Here is a 16,391-nt window from a genome sequence, read left to right as displayed (position 1 = left end):
GCAGTGAGTTTCTGCCGGGCCCCACAAAACTGCGCAGCCTGTACCAGATCAGTGCCCGGTCAGCACCAGTGTGTTGACAGGCATCAGGATCAGACGCAAACGCAGACCGGCCGCATGCACCACGCCGATCGTGTCAACCACATGCAGGAAAGCCGCCTCCCAAAAGCCCAGATCCTCGTGCTCCAACCGCTCGTGGTTGTCTGTGTAGACATTGGCCAGACAATTGCTGCCCGGTGGAATGTCATCGGCCATACCTTTGTATAGCGGCTCCATATAAACCAGAATCGAGCCGGGATTGCTGTTGGTCTGCACGTCCCGCAATTCATCCGATGGACGGATCTGGCCGGAAGGAATGACATCCTGCACCTCGACCACCACAGTGGGGATCACGGTGAATGGCTTGGTCATGCAGCCCAATTCGCCAATCATGCCCGGCTTTATCACCTGAGCAGACAGCTGGCTGAAAGCGGCCTGAAAGCGGTCATGTCCGGTGTGCGATGGCACTAGAATACCAGCAGGTCGCAACAACGGGCTTACGTAGTCACCGACCTGCAGGCCGAACTGTTCGACCCGCCCCGTGACACCCGCGATGATTACGGTTTTGTCCAATTCGGTCTGCGCAGCATCCAGTTGCGCAATGGCACTTGCCAGCTGCGCGGGGATCAGTTCTTCAATCTGCTGCTCAACCGCAGCACGTTTGGATTCCGCCGCAAGAACCTGGGCCTCTCGCTGGGCAACAAGGTTTTCCAGCCTCTCAATCTCGGCCAACCTTACCGCGCTTGAACCTTCGTCACGCAGGGTTGTGTTGCGCTCAAGATCCTCCAGAGACTGCGCAAGCGCTGCCTTGGCACCGGCAATTCCAGCTTCGGCCTCGGCCAAGTCGGTTTCCGTAACTTTAAGTGAGGCCTGCACCTGTGCAATCTGCGCATTTGCCGCCTGAACCTGTGCAGTCTGACTAAAATCCTCGATCCGGAAAATCGGTTGCCCAGCGGTTACCAGCTCGTTGTTCTTGACAAAAACCTCGGAAACACGGCCACCCAATTGCGGCAGAATGGTCACTGTCCGGAAATAGGACGCCGCGGTTTTACTGGCTGGATGAAAATAAAACAGCGTGGTGATCACGGTCAGCGCCAGAATGGCACAGGTGGTCAACCCCCACCGCAGTTCGTACCACATGGTAAACAAGGTAATCTCGTGACCGATCCGCTTACCCTGAACGAACCGGCGGAACAGATAGTCGGGCAGCACCGTTATCAGGGCGCAGAGCATGGTCTCGATCATGTGGTTTGCTCCTGCGCATCGCTGGCTTCGGAATCCGGCGATGCCGGTACCGTTGTTTCAGGCACCGGTTCCGGAACAGGAGATTGACCAAGAGAACGAATGGCGTCGGCAATATTTCTAAGCGGGGTGGCAAAATCCGGAAACTGGAACCCTGCGACCAATATAGCGGCAACCCAGAAAAGCCCATTATGTGTGAACAGTGCCAGCAGCGCCAGAATACCCACCAATTGGAATTGCGGGTGATTGTTTTCGTGGGCCATTTTTTCAGGAACTGAATGAAGTGTCAGGTATCCGACACCGATCAACACCACCAGAACGACGAAAAAAACGACCATGGCGGAGAAAAGGTAATCGCTTCCGTCAGCTGCGACAACGTATCCGGGAATATGCCCTGTGGCCATTGGATGAAGGTCTGCTGCGGTCACCTTACCCTCCTGTTTATTTTGATACTTCTTTGACCGGGTTGAAGCACAATTTCAAGGCTGCTTATAGTTTGAAAACCCAAACGCGTGGCGAATGAGGAGCTTTAGGGTCAGCATGAAATTCAAGAAACCCATTGCATATCTGTCTCGAACGGATCGCAAATCATGATTGATTTCCTTATCATCGGCGGCGGAATTGCCGGGCTCAGTGCGGGTGCGCGCCTGTCGCAACATGGAACTGTGGTGGTTCTCGAAGCCGAAGACGCCCTGGGCTATCACGCATCGGGCCGGTCGGCGGCGTTGTTCGAAGAAAGCTATGGGCCTCCCTCGGTCGTCGCCCTGAACAAAGCGGGGGCCGCCTTCTTGCGCACACAGAATGGCGGGTACCTGACCCCGCGGGGTTTGATGCTGGTCGGAGCGGTTGAACAACCCGACATTTTTGAAGCCGATCGCGCCGATCTGAACATGGTGAAGATAACGATGGATCAGGCCATATCGCGCGTTCCGATCCTGAACCCGGACAAAGTCGGGTTTGCAGCCATCAGCGAAGGGGCCTTTGACATCGATACAGATCGCCTGTTGCAGGATTTCGCCCGGACCATCCGGCAAAACGGAGGAACGGTTTCGACGAAAAGCAAAGTCACCGGCATTCGAAAAGAAAAGCATTGGGTGGCTGAGGCCAATGAGATCTTTGAAGCCCGCACTCTGGTCAACGCAGCCGGTGCCTGGGTGGATGAGGTTGCACAGCTTGCAGGGCTGCCTGGTATCGGCATCACACCTCGCCGTCGGTCGATGGCGCGTCTGCCCGCCCCCGGAGGGCATGACGTTTCTGTCTGGCCCATGATGCTGGGCGCTGGCGAGACATGGTACGCCAAACCGGATGCGGGCAAGCTTCTGGTCTCACCATCCGAAGCCGATCCGGTTCCGCCGCAGGATGCCTATGCAGATGATATGGTGTTGGCAGAGGGACTGGCGCGGTATGAAGAGTTGATGACCGAGCCGGTCACAAGGGTTGAAACGAATTGGGCAGGTTTGCGCAGTTTTGCCCCTGACGGGACCTTGGTGCTTGGGCGCGACCCACTGGACCCTTCGTTTGTCTGGAGTGGCGGTCAGGGCGGGTATGGTTTTCAAACCTCACCGGCGGCCTCACAACTGTTGTGCGATCTTGTTGTTGGAAACACACCCGAGCTGGAACCTGACATAGTAGGCATGTTGACCCCTGACAGGTTGAAACGATGATCAAACGCAGCCTCCCCTCTTCTGCAAGCGTCGCCAATGCGTCTGAAGATGGCAAGCTGGTGGCCCCGGCAGCATCCCGAAACACGGACGCCCTGTGTGCATTGCTGCAAGAATGGGGGCCGTCCCAAGGCCAGGCATTGGAAATTGCAAGCGGGACAGGTCAGCATGTCAGTGCCTTCGCCGAAGTGCTGCCCGGGCTGACCTGGCAGCCTTCGGAAGTTGAACCTGAGCGGTGCGTGAGTATCGACGCCTATACCCGCAACTCGCCCAATGTCGCGCAGGTCGTAGAACTGGATGCAGCGAATTCAGGCTGGCACAGGCGGATTTACGGCAAGGATCTGATCATTCTGATCAACTTGATTCACTTGATCAGTTGGCAGGAAACCAGAACCATCGTTTCAGAAGTCGCCCAATCGCTGTCACCAAAGGGGCGGTTCATCTTGTACGGCCCATTCAAACGCTCGGGCCAACTCACCAGTGACGGGGATGTCCGCTTTCATGCGGCTTTGTTTCAACAAGACCCCGAAATCGGCTACAAAAACGACGGGGACATTCTGAATTTGTTCAAAAACGTCGGCCTGCACATGCTGGCTACGGTCGAGATGCCTGCCAACAACCTTGCATTCATTGCCGAGCGCCCTGTCGTCTGATCGAGATCAAAGTCAAACAGCTGCACCCCACTTCATATTCCGATTGCGAAATATGAAGAAGGGCACTCAGAAATGGCATGGCAAGAAAAACTCTCGGCAACACGAAAGAGTTTGCGAAACCTGAACGGTTCTATCCCCGATACGACGCGCGCATTCGGAGCGCTTGGCAAAGCCGTCAAAGAGGGCGGTACACTCGACTACAAAACCAAGGAACTTATTGCGTTAGGCATGTCGGTCAGCCTGCGCTGCGAACCCTGTATCACCCTGCATACCGAAGCTTTGATCAAGGCAGGTGCGACACGAGAGGAAGTGTCCGACGTGTTGGCCATGGCTATCCAGATGGGTGGCGGCCCAGCCATGATGTACGCGGCCAAGGCGCTGGAATGCTTCGACGAACTCTCAGCATGACAAAAAGAAAAGGCCCCGGAGGTTTCCAGGGCCTTTCTTCGATCAACCGTCCTTGCGGATGGTTTCGTTTTTAGGATCGTAAGGGCTGTCGCAGGTTACAACCGCATCCCAAAGCTTGTCCTGCATTTTGACCTTCAGCTTTGTGCCTTCGACTGCCAGCTCGGGCTTTACATAACCCATGCTGATGGACTTCTCGAATGCCACGGAATAACCGCCCGAGGTCAATCGACCCACACGCTCGCCTTCCGGTGTGTACAGTGCCTCGCGGCCCCATGGGTCGGCATCCTCCGGGCCGTCGATCAGCAGGGTACAGCACTTCACGCGCACGCCGGTCTCTTCCAGCTTGGCCTTGCCGTAGAAGTCTTTCGACAAATCAACAAAGCGCGGCAGGTCGGCTTCCAGCGGGGTCGCATCGCGGCCCAGTTCGGTGCCGAAGGCGCGATAGGATTTCTCCTGCCGCAGCCAGTTCTGGGCGCGCGCACCGACCAGCTTCATGCCGTGCTTCTCACCGGCTTTTTCAAGCAGGTCGAACAGGTAGTTCTGCATCTCGATCGGGTGGTGCAGCTCCCAGCCCAGTTCGCCGGTATAGGCCACGCGGATCGCGTTGACCGGGCACATGCCCAGTTCGATCTGACGGGCCGACAGCCACGGGAATCGCTTGTTGGACAGCGCGGTTTCCGGATCGGCGTCTTTGATGACCTCTTTCAGAACGTCGCGCGACTTGGGTCCGGCGATGGCGAAGACGCCCCATTGCGTGGTCACGTCCTGGATTTCGATGTAACCGAACTCCTCCATCTTGTCCTCGGCCGCCTTGCGGAGGTAGTCGGCGTCATACTCGGTCCAGGCACCGGCAGAGACGATGTAGTAGTTGTTCTCGCCATTGCGGACGATGGTGTATTCGGTGCGGGTGGTACCGTGCGACGTCAGCGCGTAGGTCAGGTTGATCCGACCGACCTTCGGCAACTTGTTGCAGGTGAACCAATCCAGGAACTGGGTCGCACCGGGGCCTTTGACGACATGTTTGGTGAAGGCCGACGCGTCGATCAGGCCGACGCCTTCGCGGATCGCTTTGGCTTCTTCGACAGCGTACTGCCACCAGCCTCCACGACGGAACGAGCGGCTTTCCTTGTCGAAATTGTCAGCTGCATCGACGGGGCCGAAATAGTTCGGACGTTCCCAGCCGTTGACCCATCCAAACTGAGCGCCGCGCGCTTTCTGACGGTCGTAGGCCGGAACTGTTCGCAGCGGACGGCAAGCTTCACGCTCTTCGTCCGGATGGTGCAGGATATAGACGTGCTCATAGCACTCTTCGTTCTTGCGGGCCGCGAACTCGGTGGTCATCCAGTTGCTGCTGTAGCGTTTGGGGTCCAGCGAGGCCATGTCGATCTCGGCTTCGCCATCGACCATCAACTGCGCCAGATAATAGCCGGTGCCGCCGGCGGCGGTGATACCGAAGCTGAAACCTTCTGCCAACCACATATTGCGCAGACCCGGCGCAGGACCAACCAGCGGGTTGCCGTCAGGCGTATAGCAGATCGGGCCGTTGAAATCGTCCTTCAGGCCGGATTCGGCGCAGGACGGCACACGCTCGGCCATGGCCATGTACTGATCCGCAATCCGATCCAGATCCAGCGGGAACAGGTCTGCGCGGAAGCTGTCTGGCACACCGTGTTCAAACCGCGCGGGGGCGCCGTGTTCATAGATACCCAGAATCCAGCCACCGCGCTCTTCACGCGCATAGGATTCGTTGTCCGCATCGCGCACAACGGGGTGTTCGGGGTTGCCCGCTTCACGCCATTTGACCAATTCCGGGTCTTTGTCCATGACGATGAACGTATGCTCGACCGGGATCGCCGACATCTTGATGCCCAGCATCTTGGCGGTGCGCTGTGCGTGGTTGCCCGATGCAGTGACGACATGCTCGGCAGTAATCACGACCTTCTCATCGCTCTCGACAAGATTGCCGCCTTTTTCCACCATCTTGGTGCAGGTGACTTCCCAATGGGTGCCATTCCAGTGGAAGGCATCCGCCTGCATCTTGCGCACGATCTCTACACCACGCTGACGGGCCCCCTTGGCCATCGCCTGAGTCACGTCAGCCGGGTTAATGTAGCCGTCCTCGGTGTGATAGATCGCACCCTTCAGATCCGATGTCTCGATCAGGGGCCAACGCTCCTTGATCTGGTCGGGGGTCAGCCATTCGTACGCGACATCGCAGGTCTCCGCTGTCGAGGCGTAGAGCATATACTCATCCATGCGCTCTTGCGTCTGTGCCATGCGCAGGTTGCCGACAACGGCAAAACCCGCATTCAGCCCGGTTTCTTCTTCCAGCGTCTTGTAGAAGTCGACCGAGTACTTGTGGATGTGAGTTGTCGCATAGGACATGTTGAACAGTGGCAGCAGGCCAGCCGCGTGCCAGGTGGACCCGGACGTCAACTCGTCCCGTTCGATCAACATCACATCATCCCAGCCCGCTTTGGCCAGATGATAGGCAATCGAGGTCCCAACGGCGCCGCCGCCAACGACCAATGCTTTGACTTGGGTTTTCATAACCGGGCGTCTCCCCTTGAAATCAGTTGACACCATATGGCGCACTTGAGGGGGATCGCGCGACATTCATCCGACCAGTGATATGAAAAAAACGACCCGAACATCGAAAGCGGATCGAAGATCAGGCATGAAACCCCTGATCTCAACCGCTGGAGCGACAGCGCTTGCTTGTCCCGATCGTGGTGCAGACGAGCTTCCGAGTGTCCTCTGACGGCGTCTTAGCCGCAGGTTCCTCTGGCTGTACAGGTTGAGCTTCTGCTTCGAACCAACTGTCCGAGATTCCGACACGCGAGGATACCAAGGCAAGATAACCTTTGATACCCAGCCCAGTCTCGGATGCCTTGGCTTGCTGAGAATAATCCAGCCCAGCAACGACCACCCCACAGACTGCTGCAAACCCTGCCAGATATTTTGCACTCATGTCGACCACCTGTTCTCAATCAAGTCTGTGAAACCAAAACATGTGGACGATTTGAAGGCGCAATGCGGGCCAGAACGCGAAAATCATTACGATTGGTCGGACAAAACCTTGCCGGGATTCATGATATTTTCGGGGTCCAGAGCGGCCTTGATCGCCGCCATATACTGCGTGGCAGCACCCAGTTCCTTGATGAGGTAAGGCATTTTGCCCTGACCGATGCCGTGTTCACCTGTACAGGTGCCTTCCATTGAAATTGCCAGATCATTCAACCAGCCGACAAACTCTTCGGCTTTGGCAACTTCTTCGGTATTTTCCATGTCGATCAGTAGAAGCGAGTGGAAGTTCCCATCCCCCACATGCCCGACCATTGGCGCGAGCAAACCAAGATCGGATGCCTTCTGTTGGGTGCTGGTCACACATTCCGCCAGACGCGAGATCGGCACGCAGACATCTGTGGAAATGCCACGCGCGCCGGGGCGCAGTTGCAGGCACGCCCAATACATATCATGCCGGGCCTGCCAAAGCTTGTTCCGCTCTTCGGTGGTCGAGGTCGCAGCAAAGTCAGTGCCGCCGAACTCCTCGACGATCTGACCAAAGGTTTCAGCCTGTTCCGCTGCACCGCTTTCAGAGCCATGGAATTCAAGCAGCAACAACGGCGTTTCCGGCAGGCATAGCCCGGAATAGGCGTTTGCCGCCTGAACCGACATTTCATCCAGCAACTCTATTCGGGCGACCGGAATGCCATACTGAATGGTCATCATCACAGCACGACACGCTGCATCGACCGATGGAAAAGAACACCTGGCCGAGCTGATCGCTTCGGGGATGCCCTGCAACCGCAGAGTCAACTCGGTGATGATCCCCAACGTACCTTCCGCCCCAATCAAAAGACGTGCCAGATCATACCCGGCCGATGACTTCTTGGCCCTGTGACCGGTACGGATGATCTGGCCGTCCGGCATGACCGCCTCAAGGCTGAGAATGTTGTCCCTCATCGTTCCATACCGCACCGCATTGGTGCCCGAAGCGCGGGTCGCGGCCATACCGCCCAGCGAGGCATTCGCCCCCGGGTCAATCGGAAAGAACAGACCCTGGTCCCGCAAATGGGTGTTCAGCGCCTCACGCGTGACGCCTGGCTGCACGACGCAATCCAGATCTTCGGCGTGGACCGCCAGCACCTTGTCCATCTGCATCAGATCGACCGAGATTCCCCCCGCTGGCGCATTCACATGCCCTTCCAGCGAAGTTCCAGTGCCGAAGGGGATCACCGGTACCCTGTGCGCGGCACAGGTTTTGACGATTTCCGAAACCTCCTGCGTTGTATGCGGGAAAACCACAGCATCCGGGCTCTGGTTTTCAATCCAGGTCGTGGTGTGCCCGTGCTGTTCCCGGATTGCGGCACCAGTTTGCAACCTGTCGCCAAAGCGTTGTTTCAGAACACCTATGACGGTTTCGATACCTGTTTCATTCCGAGGCAAAGCGGTCGCCTGCACCATCGTCATCCTCCCTTGCCCCAACACATCGCGGGCCTTTCAGTCTATGACTAATTGGCCCACTAAGTGCGGGCAATCCCCACAAATACCGAGGGCCTATTCGCCCAGCGCAATACCTTCGCGGCGCGGGTCGGCACCACCGCTCAGCCCGCCGCCAATTTCGATGGCGTGAAGGCCAGATGTCAGGTCACGCGGATTTACCTCGAAGCCAAGCTCGGTCAGCCCGTCAAAAAAGCCTTCTGCAGAGGTCCCGGCCTCGACGTCGTAAGTCCCGAAACGATTGACCAGATGCGGCAGTGACACGGCTTGTTGCACATCCATTCCCCAGTCGGCCCAGGCGATGATCGACTTGGCCACATAGCCGATGATCCGACTGCCACCCGGAGAACCAATAGCCAAAACCGGCGCGCCATCCTGCATCACGATGGTCGGGCTCATGGACGAACGCGGACGTTTTCCGGGCTCCAGCCGGTTGGCAATCGGCACGCCGTTACTGTGGGTCTTGAACGAAAAATCCGTCAGTTCGTTGTTCAGAAGGAACCCGTTTGTCATCAGGCGTGAACCAAAGCCGTTCTCGATGGTCGTGGTCATCGACAGCACGTTGCCATAGCCGTCCACGATCGAGATATGCGAGGTCGAGGGCAATTCCAGCGATACATCATCCGCCCAGTTTAGCGCGTGATCGAATTCTGGTTGCCCCGGTCCGACCTCTGCCAAAGCGCCTTCGGAGTCCAGCAATTCAGCACGTTGCGACAGGTACGCCGGATCGACCAGCCCGCTGGTCGGCATGGGTACGAAATCGCTGTCGGCCATGTAGCGGCCCCGGTCCGCAAAGGCGAGACGCGAAGCGTCTCCGATCAGCCGCCACGCCTCGGCGTTTTCCGAGCCCATAGCCGCCAAATCATAGCTGTTCAGCATCCCCAGAATTTGCCCCACGGTCAACGCACCCGACGACGGCGGGCCCATGCCGCAGACTTCATAGGCACGGTATTCTGCGCAAACCGGCTCGCGTTCGATCACCTGATACAGCGCAAGATCCGCTCCGGACAGAACACCGGGATTGCCGGGAGCGTTGCGAACCGTGCGCACGATATCTGCTGCAATCTCACCACCGTAGAATCCAGCCGCCCCGTCACTGGCCAACACACGCAGTGTTTCGGCATAAGCCGGGTTCATCAGGCGCTGCCCCTGCTGCAACGGTTCGCCTCCCGGCAGGAAGTATTCAGCGGTTTCCGGGAAGTGTGACAGGCGCTCGGCATCGTTTTCGACAAGGCTGGCCAGACGTGGGGACACCAGGAACCCTTCGTCCGCCAACCGGATTCCATCGGCAAACAATCCCGGCCACGCAGAACGGCCCCAGCGGCGATGCGCCTCTTCCAGCAAAGCAGCTGTGCCCGGAGTACCCACGGACAGCCCACCAACAACTGCGTCGAAGAACTTCAGCGGCTCTCCGCTTTCGTCTTGAAACAGGGTCGGTGTGGCCGCAAGCGGTGCGGTTTCACGTCCGTCCAGGGTTGTCATCTGCCCGGTCGCTGCGTCGTACCAGACCAGAAACGCACCACCGCCCAAGCCCGAGGATTGAGGCTCGACCAGGCCCAACACGACCTGCACCGCTACCATTGCGTCTGCGGCGGATCCACCTGCGCGCAATACTCTGGCTCCGGCTTCCACGGCCAGCGGGTTGGCTGCGGCAATCATCCAGGTCTCAGACGTGACCGGAATACCATCTAGCTTGGCCTCGAGCGCGGCGATGACCTCTTCTGTCATGGCCTGCACCTGCCCTTCCGTGGCCGTTTCCGGCGCAACGGCATCGGCCGCTTCCTGAGCGAACCCCTGGGTTGCACAACACAATGCAGAAAGCAGTAGAACTGAAACACGTCTCATCTGATCAAATCCTCCGATACATCCTTAATTATCAAAACTGTACGCCGAACACACTCTGAACAAGGATAAGCTGCACGGGCATGAACACACGGCAGACTTCCGCCACATGAGTTAAGCCTTTACGCCGTCTGCCAATCGACCCTGGTCAAAGCGGGTCATTCCACAGAAATCAGGCAACCACGCTTCACGCCGGGTGACCCAGCTTTCATAAGTTGGCGTCAACTGGTCTGGCGCATCAAGGCACCCAAGATGCACTTCCACTTCAGCTCCGCTGCGCGCAAAGACCGGAGAGCCGCAGCCAGGGCAAAAGAACCTGTCAACATAGCCGCGCGCTTCGCCGGAAACCTCAATTCTGTCATCCGGGAAAACGGCCGCCGCATAGAACAAAGCGCCATGATGCTTGCGACAATCCAGACAGTGACAAATCCCGACCCTGAGAGGACGACCTGAAGCTTTGATGCGCAGATTTCCACATCGGCATCCTCCTTCATAAACGTCCATTTCTGCTCCTTTCCGGAGTGCTACAGCATCGCCGGCACAACCTGATCCGGCGGGCGGTGGCCGTCTTCGAAAGTCTTGATGTTGATAATGACCTTCTCGCCCATCTCCACCCGGCCCTCCAGCGTTGCCGATCCCATATGAGGCAACAGAACCACATTGGGCAACTGCCGCAGGCGCGGGTTCACGTCAGTGCCCTGTTCGTAGACATCCAGCCCCGCCCCCGCAATTTCACCTGCACGGATCATCCGGGTCAGGGCATTTTCATCCACGACTTCGCCACGTGACGTGTTTACGATCACTGCCGAGGGTTTCATCAGTTTCAGACGACGTGCGTTCATCAGATGGAAAGTCGACGGCGTTGAGGGGCAATTGACCGAGATCACGTCCATCCGCGCGACCATCTGATCCAGGCTTTCCCAATAGGTTGCCTCCAGTTCCTGCTCAGTCTCTGGGCGCAGCCTGCGACGGTTGTGATAGTGGACCTGCATTCCAAACGCGTTTGCACGCCGCGCTACTGCCTGCCCGATCCGTCCCATGCCGAGAATACCCAGACGACGACCTCCGATACGACCTCCCAGAAAAGCGGTGGGTGCCCAGCCGGACCAATCTCCTTGCTGCATCACACTCAGACCTTCGGGAATGCGTCTGGTAACTGCCAGGATCAGGGCCATCGTCATGTCGGCGGTGTCATCAGTCAGCACACCCGGCGTGTTCGACACCAGAATACCGCGCTGACGCGCTGTGGATACATCAATATTGTCGACACCAGCCCCGTAATTGGCAATGAGCTTCAGCTTTTCGCCCGCCTGCCCCAGTAGACCGCTATCAATCGCATCAGTTACCGTAGGCACCAGCACATCGGCGTCTTGCACTGCGGCCACCAGTTCCTCGCGCGTCATCGGAGTGTCATCGTCGCGCAAGCGCACGTCAAATAACTCGCTCAAACGTGTTTCGACCGCTTCGGGCAACCGTCGCGTAACGACAACACTCAAACGTTCTCTTGGCACCTCGGCCCTCCCACTGCTTTGCAAACGGACGCGCGCCATGGCATCGTGGCGCAGGAAAAGGCGGGGCACAAGAACCCCTTTGGCATTGAGTCGACCTTTTTTCGGAACCGGATCAACAGGCATAAGAGCAGGCAGTCAGTGAGTGGTATTCGACCGGTAAAACGCCGTTGTCTGGCGGCATTATCCGTATTTCTGGTCATGCTCGGCGCGTGGGCTGCTCATGCCGACGTGAAACGTGGATCAGTCACCAACCTGCCCCTACCCCGTTATGTCTCGATGAAAGCGGCCGAAGGCAACGTTCGACGCGGACCTTCTTTGACACACCGAATCGACTGGGTGTTCAAACGACGCGGCATGCCGCTGCAGGTTACTGCCGAATACGGCAATTGGCGAAGGGTTCAGGACCGCGACGGCGCTGGAGGCTGGGTTCACTACGCTTTGCTGTCGGGCGTTCGGACAGTGCTGGTTGAAGCCGAAATGCTGCCTGTCTATGCCCGACCTGATCCGACCTCGCCCGTGAATGCGCATTTCGAATCCGGGGTAGTGGCCCGGCTGGGAACCTGTTCGCTGGACTGGTGCCGGATCACCGCCGGCGGGTATCGGGGTTGGACATTGAAATCGAACCTTTGGGGTGTCGACCCGTCCGAGATTCGCGAATAACCACTGGGCTGAACTCCCCCGCATCGCGGACTCGCGACAAGGTGTTTGAGTTTCCCGCCGATATGCTGTGAAACTCGACCAAAACGGAGACGATCATGCGCGCAGTTACATATTCCACCTTCGGAGACCCGGCTGATGTCCTGCGGATACAGGACCTCCCTCCGGTCCGGCCGGGTCCGGGCGAGGTCACGGTAGAGCTGTCCTTTTCCGGAGTGAACCCTTCCGACGTCAAAGCCCGCGCTGGGACCAGACCGGGCGTGACAGAGCCGCAGTTCCCCCTGATCATCCCGCACAGTGACGGCGCCGGTGTGATCTCGGCCGTAGGCGATGGAGTATCCGCATCTCGGATCGGACAACGCGTGTGGATCTGGAACGGGCAATGGCAACGCCCGTTTGGCACCGCCGCCAGCCACATCACTCTTCCCGATGCGCAGGCCGTCGCTCTGCCGGATACAGTGTCGTTACAGACCGGTGCGATTCTGGGCATCCCCGGTCTCACCGCCAGCCATGCGGTGTTTTCAGGCGGCTGCCCCGATGGGCATACGATCTTGATACACGGTGGCGCGGGCACCGTCGGCTTTCTGGCTGTTCAACTTGCCAAATGGGCAGGCGCGCGTGTGATCGCGACCGCCAGCCCTCGCAACTTTGACAGGGTCAAGGCAACCGGGGCAGATATCGTACTTGATTACGCCAGCGAAAATCTTTCGACCGAGATTCTCGAAGCAAATGGCGGGCAAGCAATCAGTCGAATAATCGACGTCGAATTCGGCCGAAACATTCAAACAAACGCCGTGGTCATCGCCGAGAACGGCCGCATCAACGCCTATGGCTCTGCCCAAGACATGACACCCGTGTTTCCGTTCGGACCGATGATGTTCAAAGCCATGACGCTTGAGACCATTTTGATTTATCTTCTTCCGTCGGATCTGCGTACCCTTGCCGTGAAGACTCTTCACAGGGCCTTGGCTGATGGCGCTTTGATCTGCCCTGTTCAAAAGGTTTTTGCACTGGAAGAATGCGCGTCCGCTCATGCAGTGGTGCAGGACGGAAACCGTACCGGAGCTGTGTTGATCGACACCAAATGACCGCCCTGAAAAAAATCTGTTCAACGTGAGTTTTTTTGACAAAACGCTCTTGATCCCTGCCAGCAACAATCGTAGATAGCCGCTCACCGTTGGGGTGTAGCCAAGTGGTAAGGCAGCGGTTTTTGGTACCGTGTATCGTAGGTTCGAATCCTACCACCCCAGCCATCTTTTCGCGAAAAGCCAGAAAAATAAGGGGAAAACCTCCCCTTCCTCCCGTCGTGTATCCCAGTCCTCCGGCTGTGAGATACAAGGTGGGATACCCGACCATTTGGACTTGCCCTTTTGCACCCCTATCAGCTTTTTGGCATAGTGTTCAAAGCTGGTGGCTTTCTTCTTGGCGTGGTCGCTGTTGGCTATGCTGCGGTACGTGTCGGCAAACTCTTAAGCCACTTCCATGGCCTCGATCCGTGATTTTTCCTTTGTGGACCGCAGTACATATCCGCCCTTCATTGGGTCCCAAAGGCGAACGTGCCAAAAGGGGCTACGATCATACTGTAGGATAGCCAGCCCTCGACGCAGAGGTTTTTGCTTGGAGATTTGGTTTTTTTGAATCTTTGGACAAGTCGGAGCCGAATTAGGAGCGCATAACAGTGCATAACTTTTACGGCTGAAATTTTGAACTCTCAACGTTCGGAATTTACAAAATATTTCAGTTATTTAATGGTGCCGGGGGCGTACTGAACCAACCCTGAAAATGGGGTCTTCGAGCCGCCGTAGTACAAACCGTAGTACGCAACGCGCCTGTTGACCTTGGCTTGGCTGTCGCGATACCCCTTGCTTTGCTGACGGGAGACCTGAAGAAGGTGCCTGTAACGGGAATAGAACACCGCCCCCTGGCACCATTCCCAACAGGTAAGCTACTGTTTCCCTTCAGCTTTAACTGGAGCTGACCAAGGGCGTAGTACATGCTGGAGCTATGCCGTTGCTTTCAGCCATTTGCTCAGCACTTCAAGCGGATAGCCCTTGCCATATCCATGCCCTACGCCTTCGGTTTGCCATCCACCTATCTGGTCGACGATGTCGGACGGACACTCGACAGCGCGAAGCCTGTCACGCATCGAATGACGAAAGCTGTGCATGGTGCAACGGTTCGGTACATATGACTTCATCCATTTGTTCAGCGCGGCACTGGCAGAATTAGCGTTCGTGGTTTTCGATTTGTTGTACCGGGGAAAAGCGAACTGGCTGTCAACGTTCTCAGATAGCAAGCGCTTGGCGGCCCATAGTGACGCCCCGACCAGAGGCACCTTTCGATTGCTACCTGATGTCTTCAACCGACGCCAAGGATGCTCTTGGACAACTACGTGAGGCACTGGGTCATTCAGCGCGAAATCTTCTTTGAGCAAACCCGCAGCTTCTGCAAGCCGCATCCCTGTGTCCGAGACCAGAGCAACCAGCCATCGCAAGTCGTCATCAAGGGACTGGCATTTGGATTGCAGAGAGCGGATCGCTTCGATTGGCACAGGTTCACGATCTTCGACACCGGCACTTCTGTCGTAGTACACACCAGCGAATGGGTTGCTCAGTGTGATACCGGCTTCAGAAGCAGCGAAATTGATGACTGATCTGACGGTCCCATAGATGCGGGTGATACTGCTACCCGCCAATTCTCGCTTCACCAGCTCGTCGCGAAACGCATTTGCATCCGCCTTGGTATAGCTTCTGATGTCTTTGTCCCCGCAGACATCCAAGACATAGCCACACGACCGCTCAGCAGCCCTTTGGAAGGTGATTGGACGTCCTTGCCTCTTTAGCTGCAGATAGACTGACACGGCTTCTGAGAGCTTTACAGCGTCAACGCTGGCTTGATCGGTGCATGACATCGAAGACCCAAGCTCGGCGGCAGCTCCCATCCTCAGAAGATGCTTACCCGGTAGGTCTACGTCTTGGATACGTAGGTGATACCAGTGCTCATCCAGTTGCTGAGCAGCTCTTTGCGCTCGGGACTTTGCGACCGCCGCTGATCTTGTCCGCAGCGAGAAGGATATTTTTCCGGTGGTATAGTGGTGATCGAGGTCCTTCGGGACCCGTCGTGTGAAGTAGAAGACCCCTGCTTTCACAAATGAGAAGGGAACGGTTTTGTTCTCCAGCATGTACTACGCCCTTGGTCAGCTCCAGTTAAAGCTGAAGGGAAACAGTAGCTTACCTGTTGGGAATGGTGCCGGGGGCGGAATCGTAAAAATGCGGTAAGCATCTAAAATTAAACACGAAAGTCATATCCAATTGCCTTCAATACCCCTTTTAATACCCCCAAGGGAATTCTCATATCATTTCAAGTATTTGATTTATTTATGTGATTCCGCGTTCTGGAATCGCACCAGTCGTCCTTCTGCGTCCATTTTTGCCCAATACAATGCAAGCTAGTCCAACCGCCAAACGTCGTCCAGTCTGCTATTATCTCTTTGAAAAATGCGCCTATTCTATTGTTGGATGGACCACCTTCCGCTTGATTAAAGGCGACTTCGCGGAAGAAGCAGAGGATCCTCCGTCAGACGGCCCCAAACGACCCAGAAGGCAAGCTTCGAATACCGTAAAACCCAAGATTTCTGAGCGCTAACACATGGTTGGCGCAAGTATATGGATTAGAGGACGAATATGGCACCTAAGCGAGCTTCGCGTAGCCGCCGAACGAATTTAGACAATTTATGGTTGTTGCCTTGATGCCCCATACAAGATATCGGGGACTGGGTGCACCGAGGACCACCTTAAACCCTAGGCTCTAGACTCATTGATTTACAGCCAGAACAGCACGGTGGCTGCTAGAGCGATGGCCGACAGGAAGACTTTTGG

14 protein-coding genes and 1 tRNA gene are annotated in these 16,391 nt (G+C 56.8%); 6 read left to right on the top strand and 9 right to left on the bottom strand.

Translation table 11 applies throughout. The features are described from left to right. Positions 1–48 precede the first annotated feature (48 nt). Positions 49–1,281 (bottom strand): HlyD family secretion protein, encoded by a 1,233-nt coding sequence (locus tag AC2FLP_RS00075; protein ID WP_496681562.1) that lies wholly within the window; start codon positions 1,279–1,281, stop codon positions 49–51. Beyond that, on the bottom strand, positions 1,278–1,706 hold the full coding sequence (locus AC2FLP_RS00070; RefSeq protein WP_299636448.1) for a hypothetical protein: 429 nt from the start codon (positions 1,704–1,706) through the stop codon (positions 1,278–1,280). The genes AC2FLP_RS00075 and AC2FLP_RS00070 overlap by 4 nt, the downstream gene beginning before the upstream one ends. Positions 1,707–1,868: 162 nt before the next feature. On the opposite strand from AC2FLP_RS00070, the gene AC2FLP_RS00065 reads away from it, so the two are divergent. The 3 genes from AC2FLP_RS00065 to AC2FLP_RS00055 all read left to right on the top strand — a co-directional run bounded on the left by AC2FLP_RS00065 (position 1,869) and on the right by AC2FLP_RS00055 (position 4,000). Continuing rightward, complete coding sequence (locus tag AC2FLP_RS00065) at positions 1,869–2,942, top strand: NAD(P)/FAD-dependent oxidoreductase (RefSeq protein WP_496681564.1); 1,074 nt, start codon at positions 1,869–1,871, stop codon at positions 2,940–2,942. Next, entirely contained in the window at positions 2,939–3,592 is a 654-nt protein-coding gene (locus tag AC2FLP_RS00060) for a DUF938 domain-containing protein (RefSeq protein ID WP_496681566.1), read from the top strand. Before AC2FLP_RS00065 ends, AC2FLP_RS00060 begins: the two co-directional genes overlap by 4 nt. Positions 3,593–3,664: 72 nt before the next feature. Further along, positions 3,665–4,000, top strand: coding sequence for a carboxymuconolactone decarboxylase family protein (locus AC2FLP_RS00055; RefSeq protein ID WP_496681568.1), 336 nt, complete (start codon positions 3,665–3,667; stop codon positions 3,998–4,000). Positions 4,001–4,042: 42 nt separating this feature from the next. Here AC2FLP_RS00055 and AC2FLP_RS00050 read toward each other — a convergent pair whose 3' ends face one another. The 6 genes from AC2FLP_RS00050 to AC2FLP_RS00025 all read right to left on the bottom strand — a co-directional run bounded on the left by AC2FLP_RS00050 (position 4,043) and on the right by AC2FLP_RS00025 (position 11,856). Beyond that, positions 4,043–6,550 (bottom strand): GcvT family protein, encoded by a 2,508-nt coding sequence (locus AC2FLP_RS00050; protein ID WP_117868199.1) that lies wholly within the window; start codon positions 6,548–6,550, stop codon positions 4,043–4,045. Positions 6,551–6,692: 142 nt separating this feature from the next. Next, positions 6,693–6,971, bottom strand: a complete 279-nt coding sequence (locus AC2FLP_RS00045) for a hypothetical protein (RefSeq protein ID WP_496681571.1) — start codon at positions 6,969–6,971, stop codon at positions 6,693–6,695. Positions 6,972–7,057: 86 nt separating this feature from the next. Next, positions 7,058–8,467, bottom strand: a complete 1,410-nt coding sequence (locus AC2FLP_RS00040) for an FAD-binding oxidoreductase (RefSeq protein WP_299895116.1) — start codon at positions 8,465–8,467, stop codon at positions 7,058–7,060. 93 nt (positions 8,468–8,560) lie between these two features. After that, positions 8,561–10,348 (bottom strand): gamma-glutamyltransferase, encoded by a 1,788-nt coding sequence (ggt, locus tag AC2FLP_RS00035; RefSeq protein WP_496681573.1) that lies wholly within the window; start codon positions 10,346–10,348, stop codon positions 8,561–8,563. 111 nt (positions 10,349–10,459) lie between these two features. Then, positions 10,460–10,849, bottom strand: a complete 390-nt coding sequence (locus AC2FLP_RS00030) for a GFA family protein (protein WP_299895122.1) — start codon at positions 10,847–10,849, stop codon at positions 10,460–10,462. 20 nt (positions 10,850–10,869) lie between these two features. Further along, positions 10,870–11,856, bottom strand: a complete 987-nt coding sequence (locus tag AC2FLP_RS00025) for a 2-hydroxyacid dehydrogenase (protein ID WP_117872586.1) — start codon at positions 11,854–11,856, stop codon at positions 10,870–10,872. 198 nt (positions 11,857–12,054) lie between these two features. Here AC2FLP_RS00025 and AC2FLP_RS00020 point away from each other — a divergent pair, with 198 nt between their 5' ends. From AC2FLP_RS00020 to AC2FLP_RS00010, 3 genes are all read left to right on the top strand, one after another. Beyond that, positions 12,055–12,516, top strand: coding sequence for an SH3 domain-containing protein (locus tag AC2FLP_RS00020; protein ID WP_117868194.1), 462 nt, complete (start codon positions 12,055–12,057; stop codon positions 12,514–12,516). A gap of 95 nt (positions 12,517–12,611) precedes the next feature. Then, positions 12,612–13,601 carry an NADPH:quinone reductase gene (locus AC2FLP_RS00015; RefSeq protein ID WP_496681575.1) on the top strand — a complete coding sequence of 330 codons (990 nt, stop codon included), beginning with the start codon at positions 12,612–12,614 and terminating at the stop codon, positions 13,599–13,601. A gap of 90 nt (positions 13,602–13,691) precedes the next feature. Then, positions 13,692–13,766, top strand: a tRNA-Gln gene (locus tag AC2FLP_RS00010). Positions 13,767–14,515: 749 nt separating this feature from the next. Here the strand turns inward: AC2FLP_RS00010 and AC2FLP_RS00005 are convergent. Continuing rightward, on the bottom strand, positions 14,516–15,694 hold the full coding sequence (locus AC2FLP_RS00005; protein ID WP_496681577.1) for a DUF6538 domain-containing protein: 1,179 nt from the start codon (positions 15,692–15,694) through the stop codon (positions 14,516–14,518). Positions 15,695–16,391: the final 697 nt, after the last annotated feature.

The sequence above is a fragment of the Ruegeria sp. CDSA141 genome (assembly GCF_059612005.1).
Note: the sequence above shows the minus strand (reverse complement) of the source record. Positions and strands in the feature narration are given on the sequence as shown.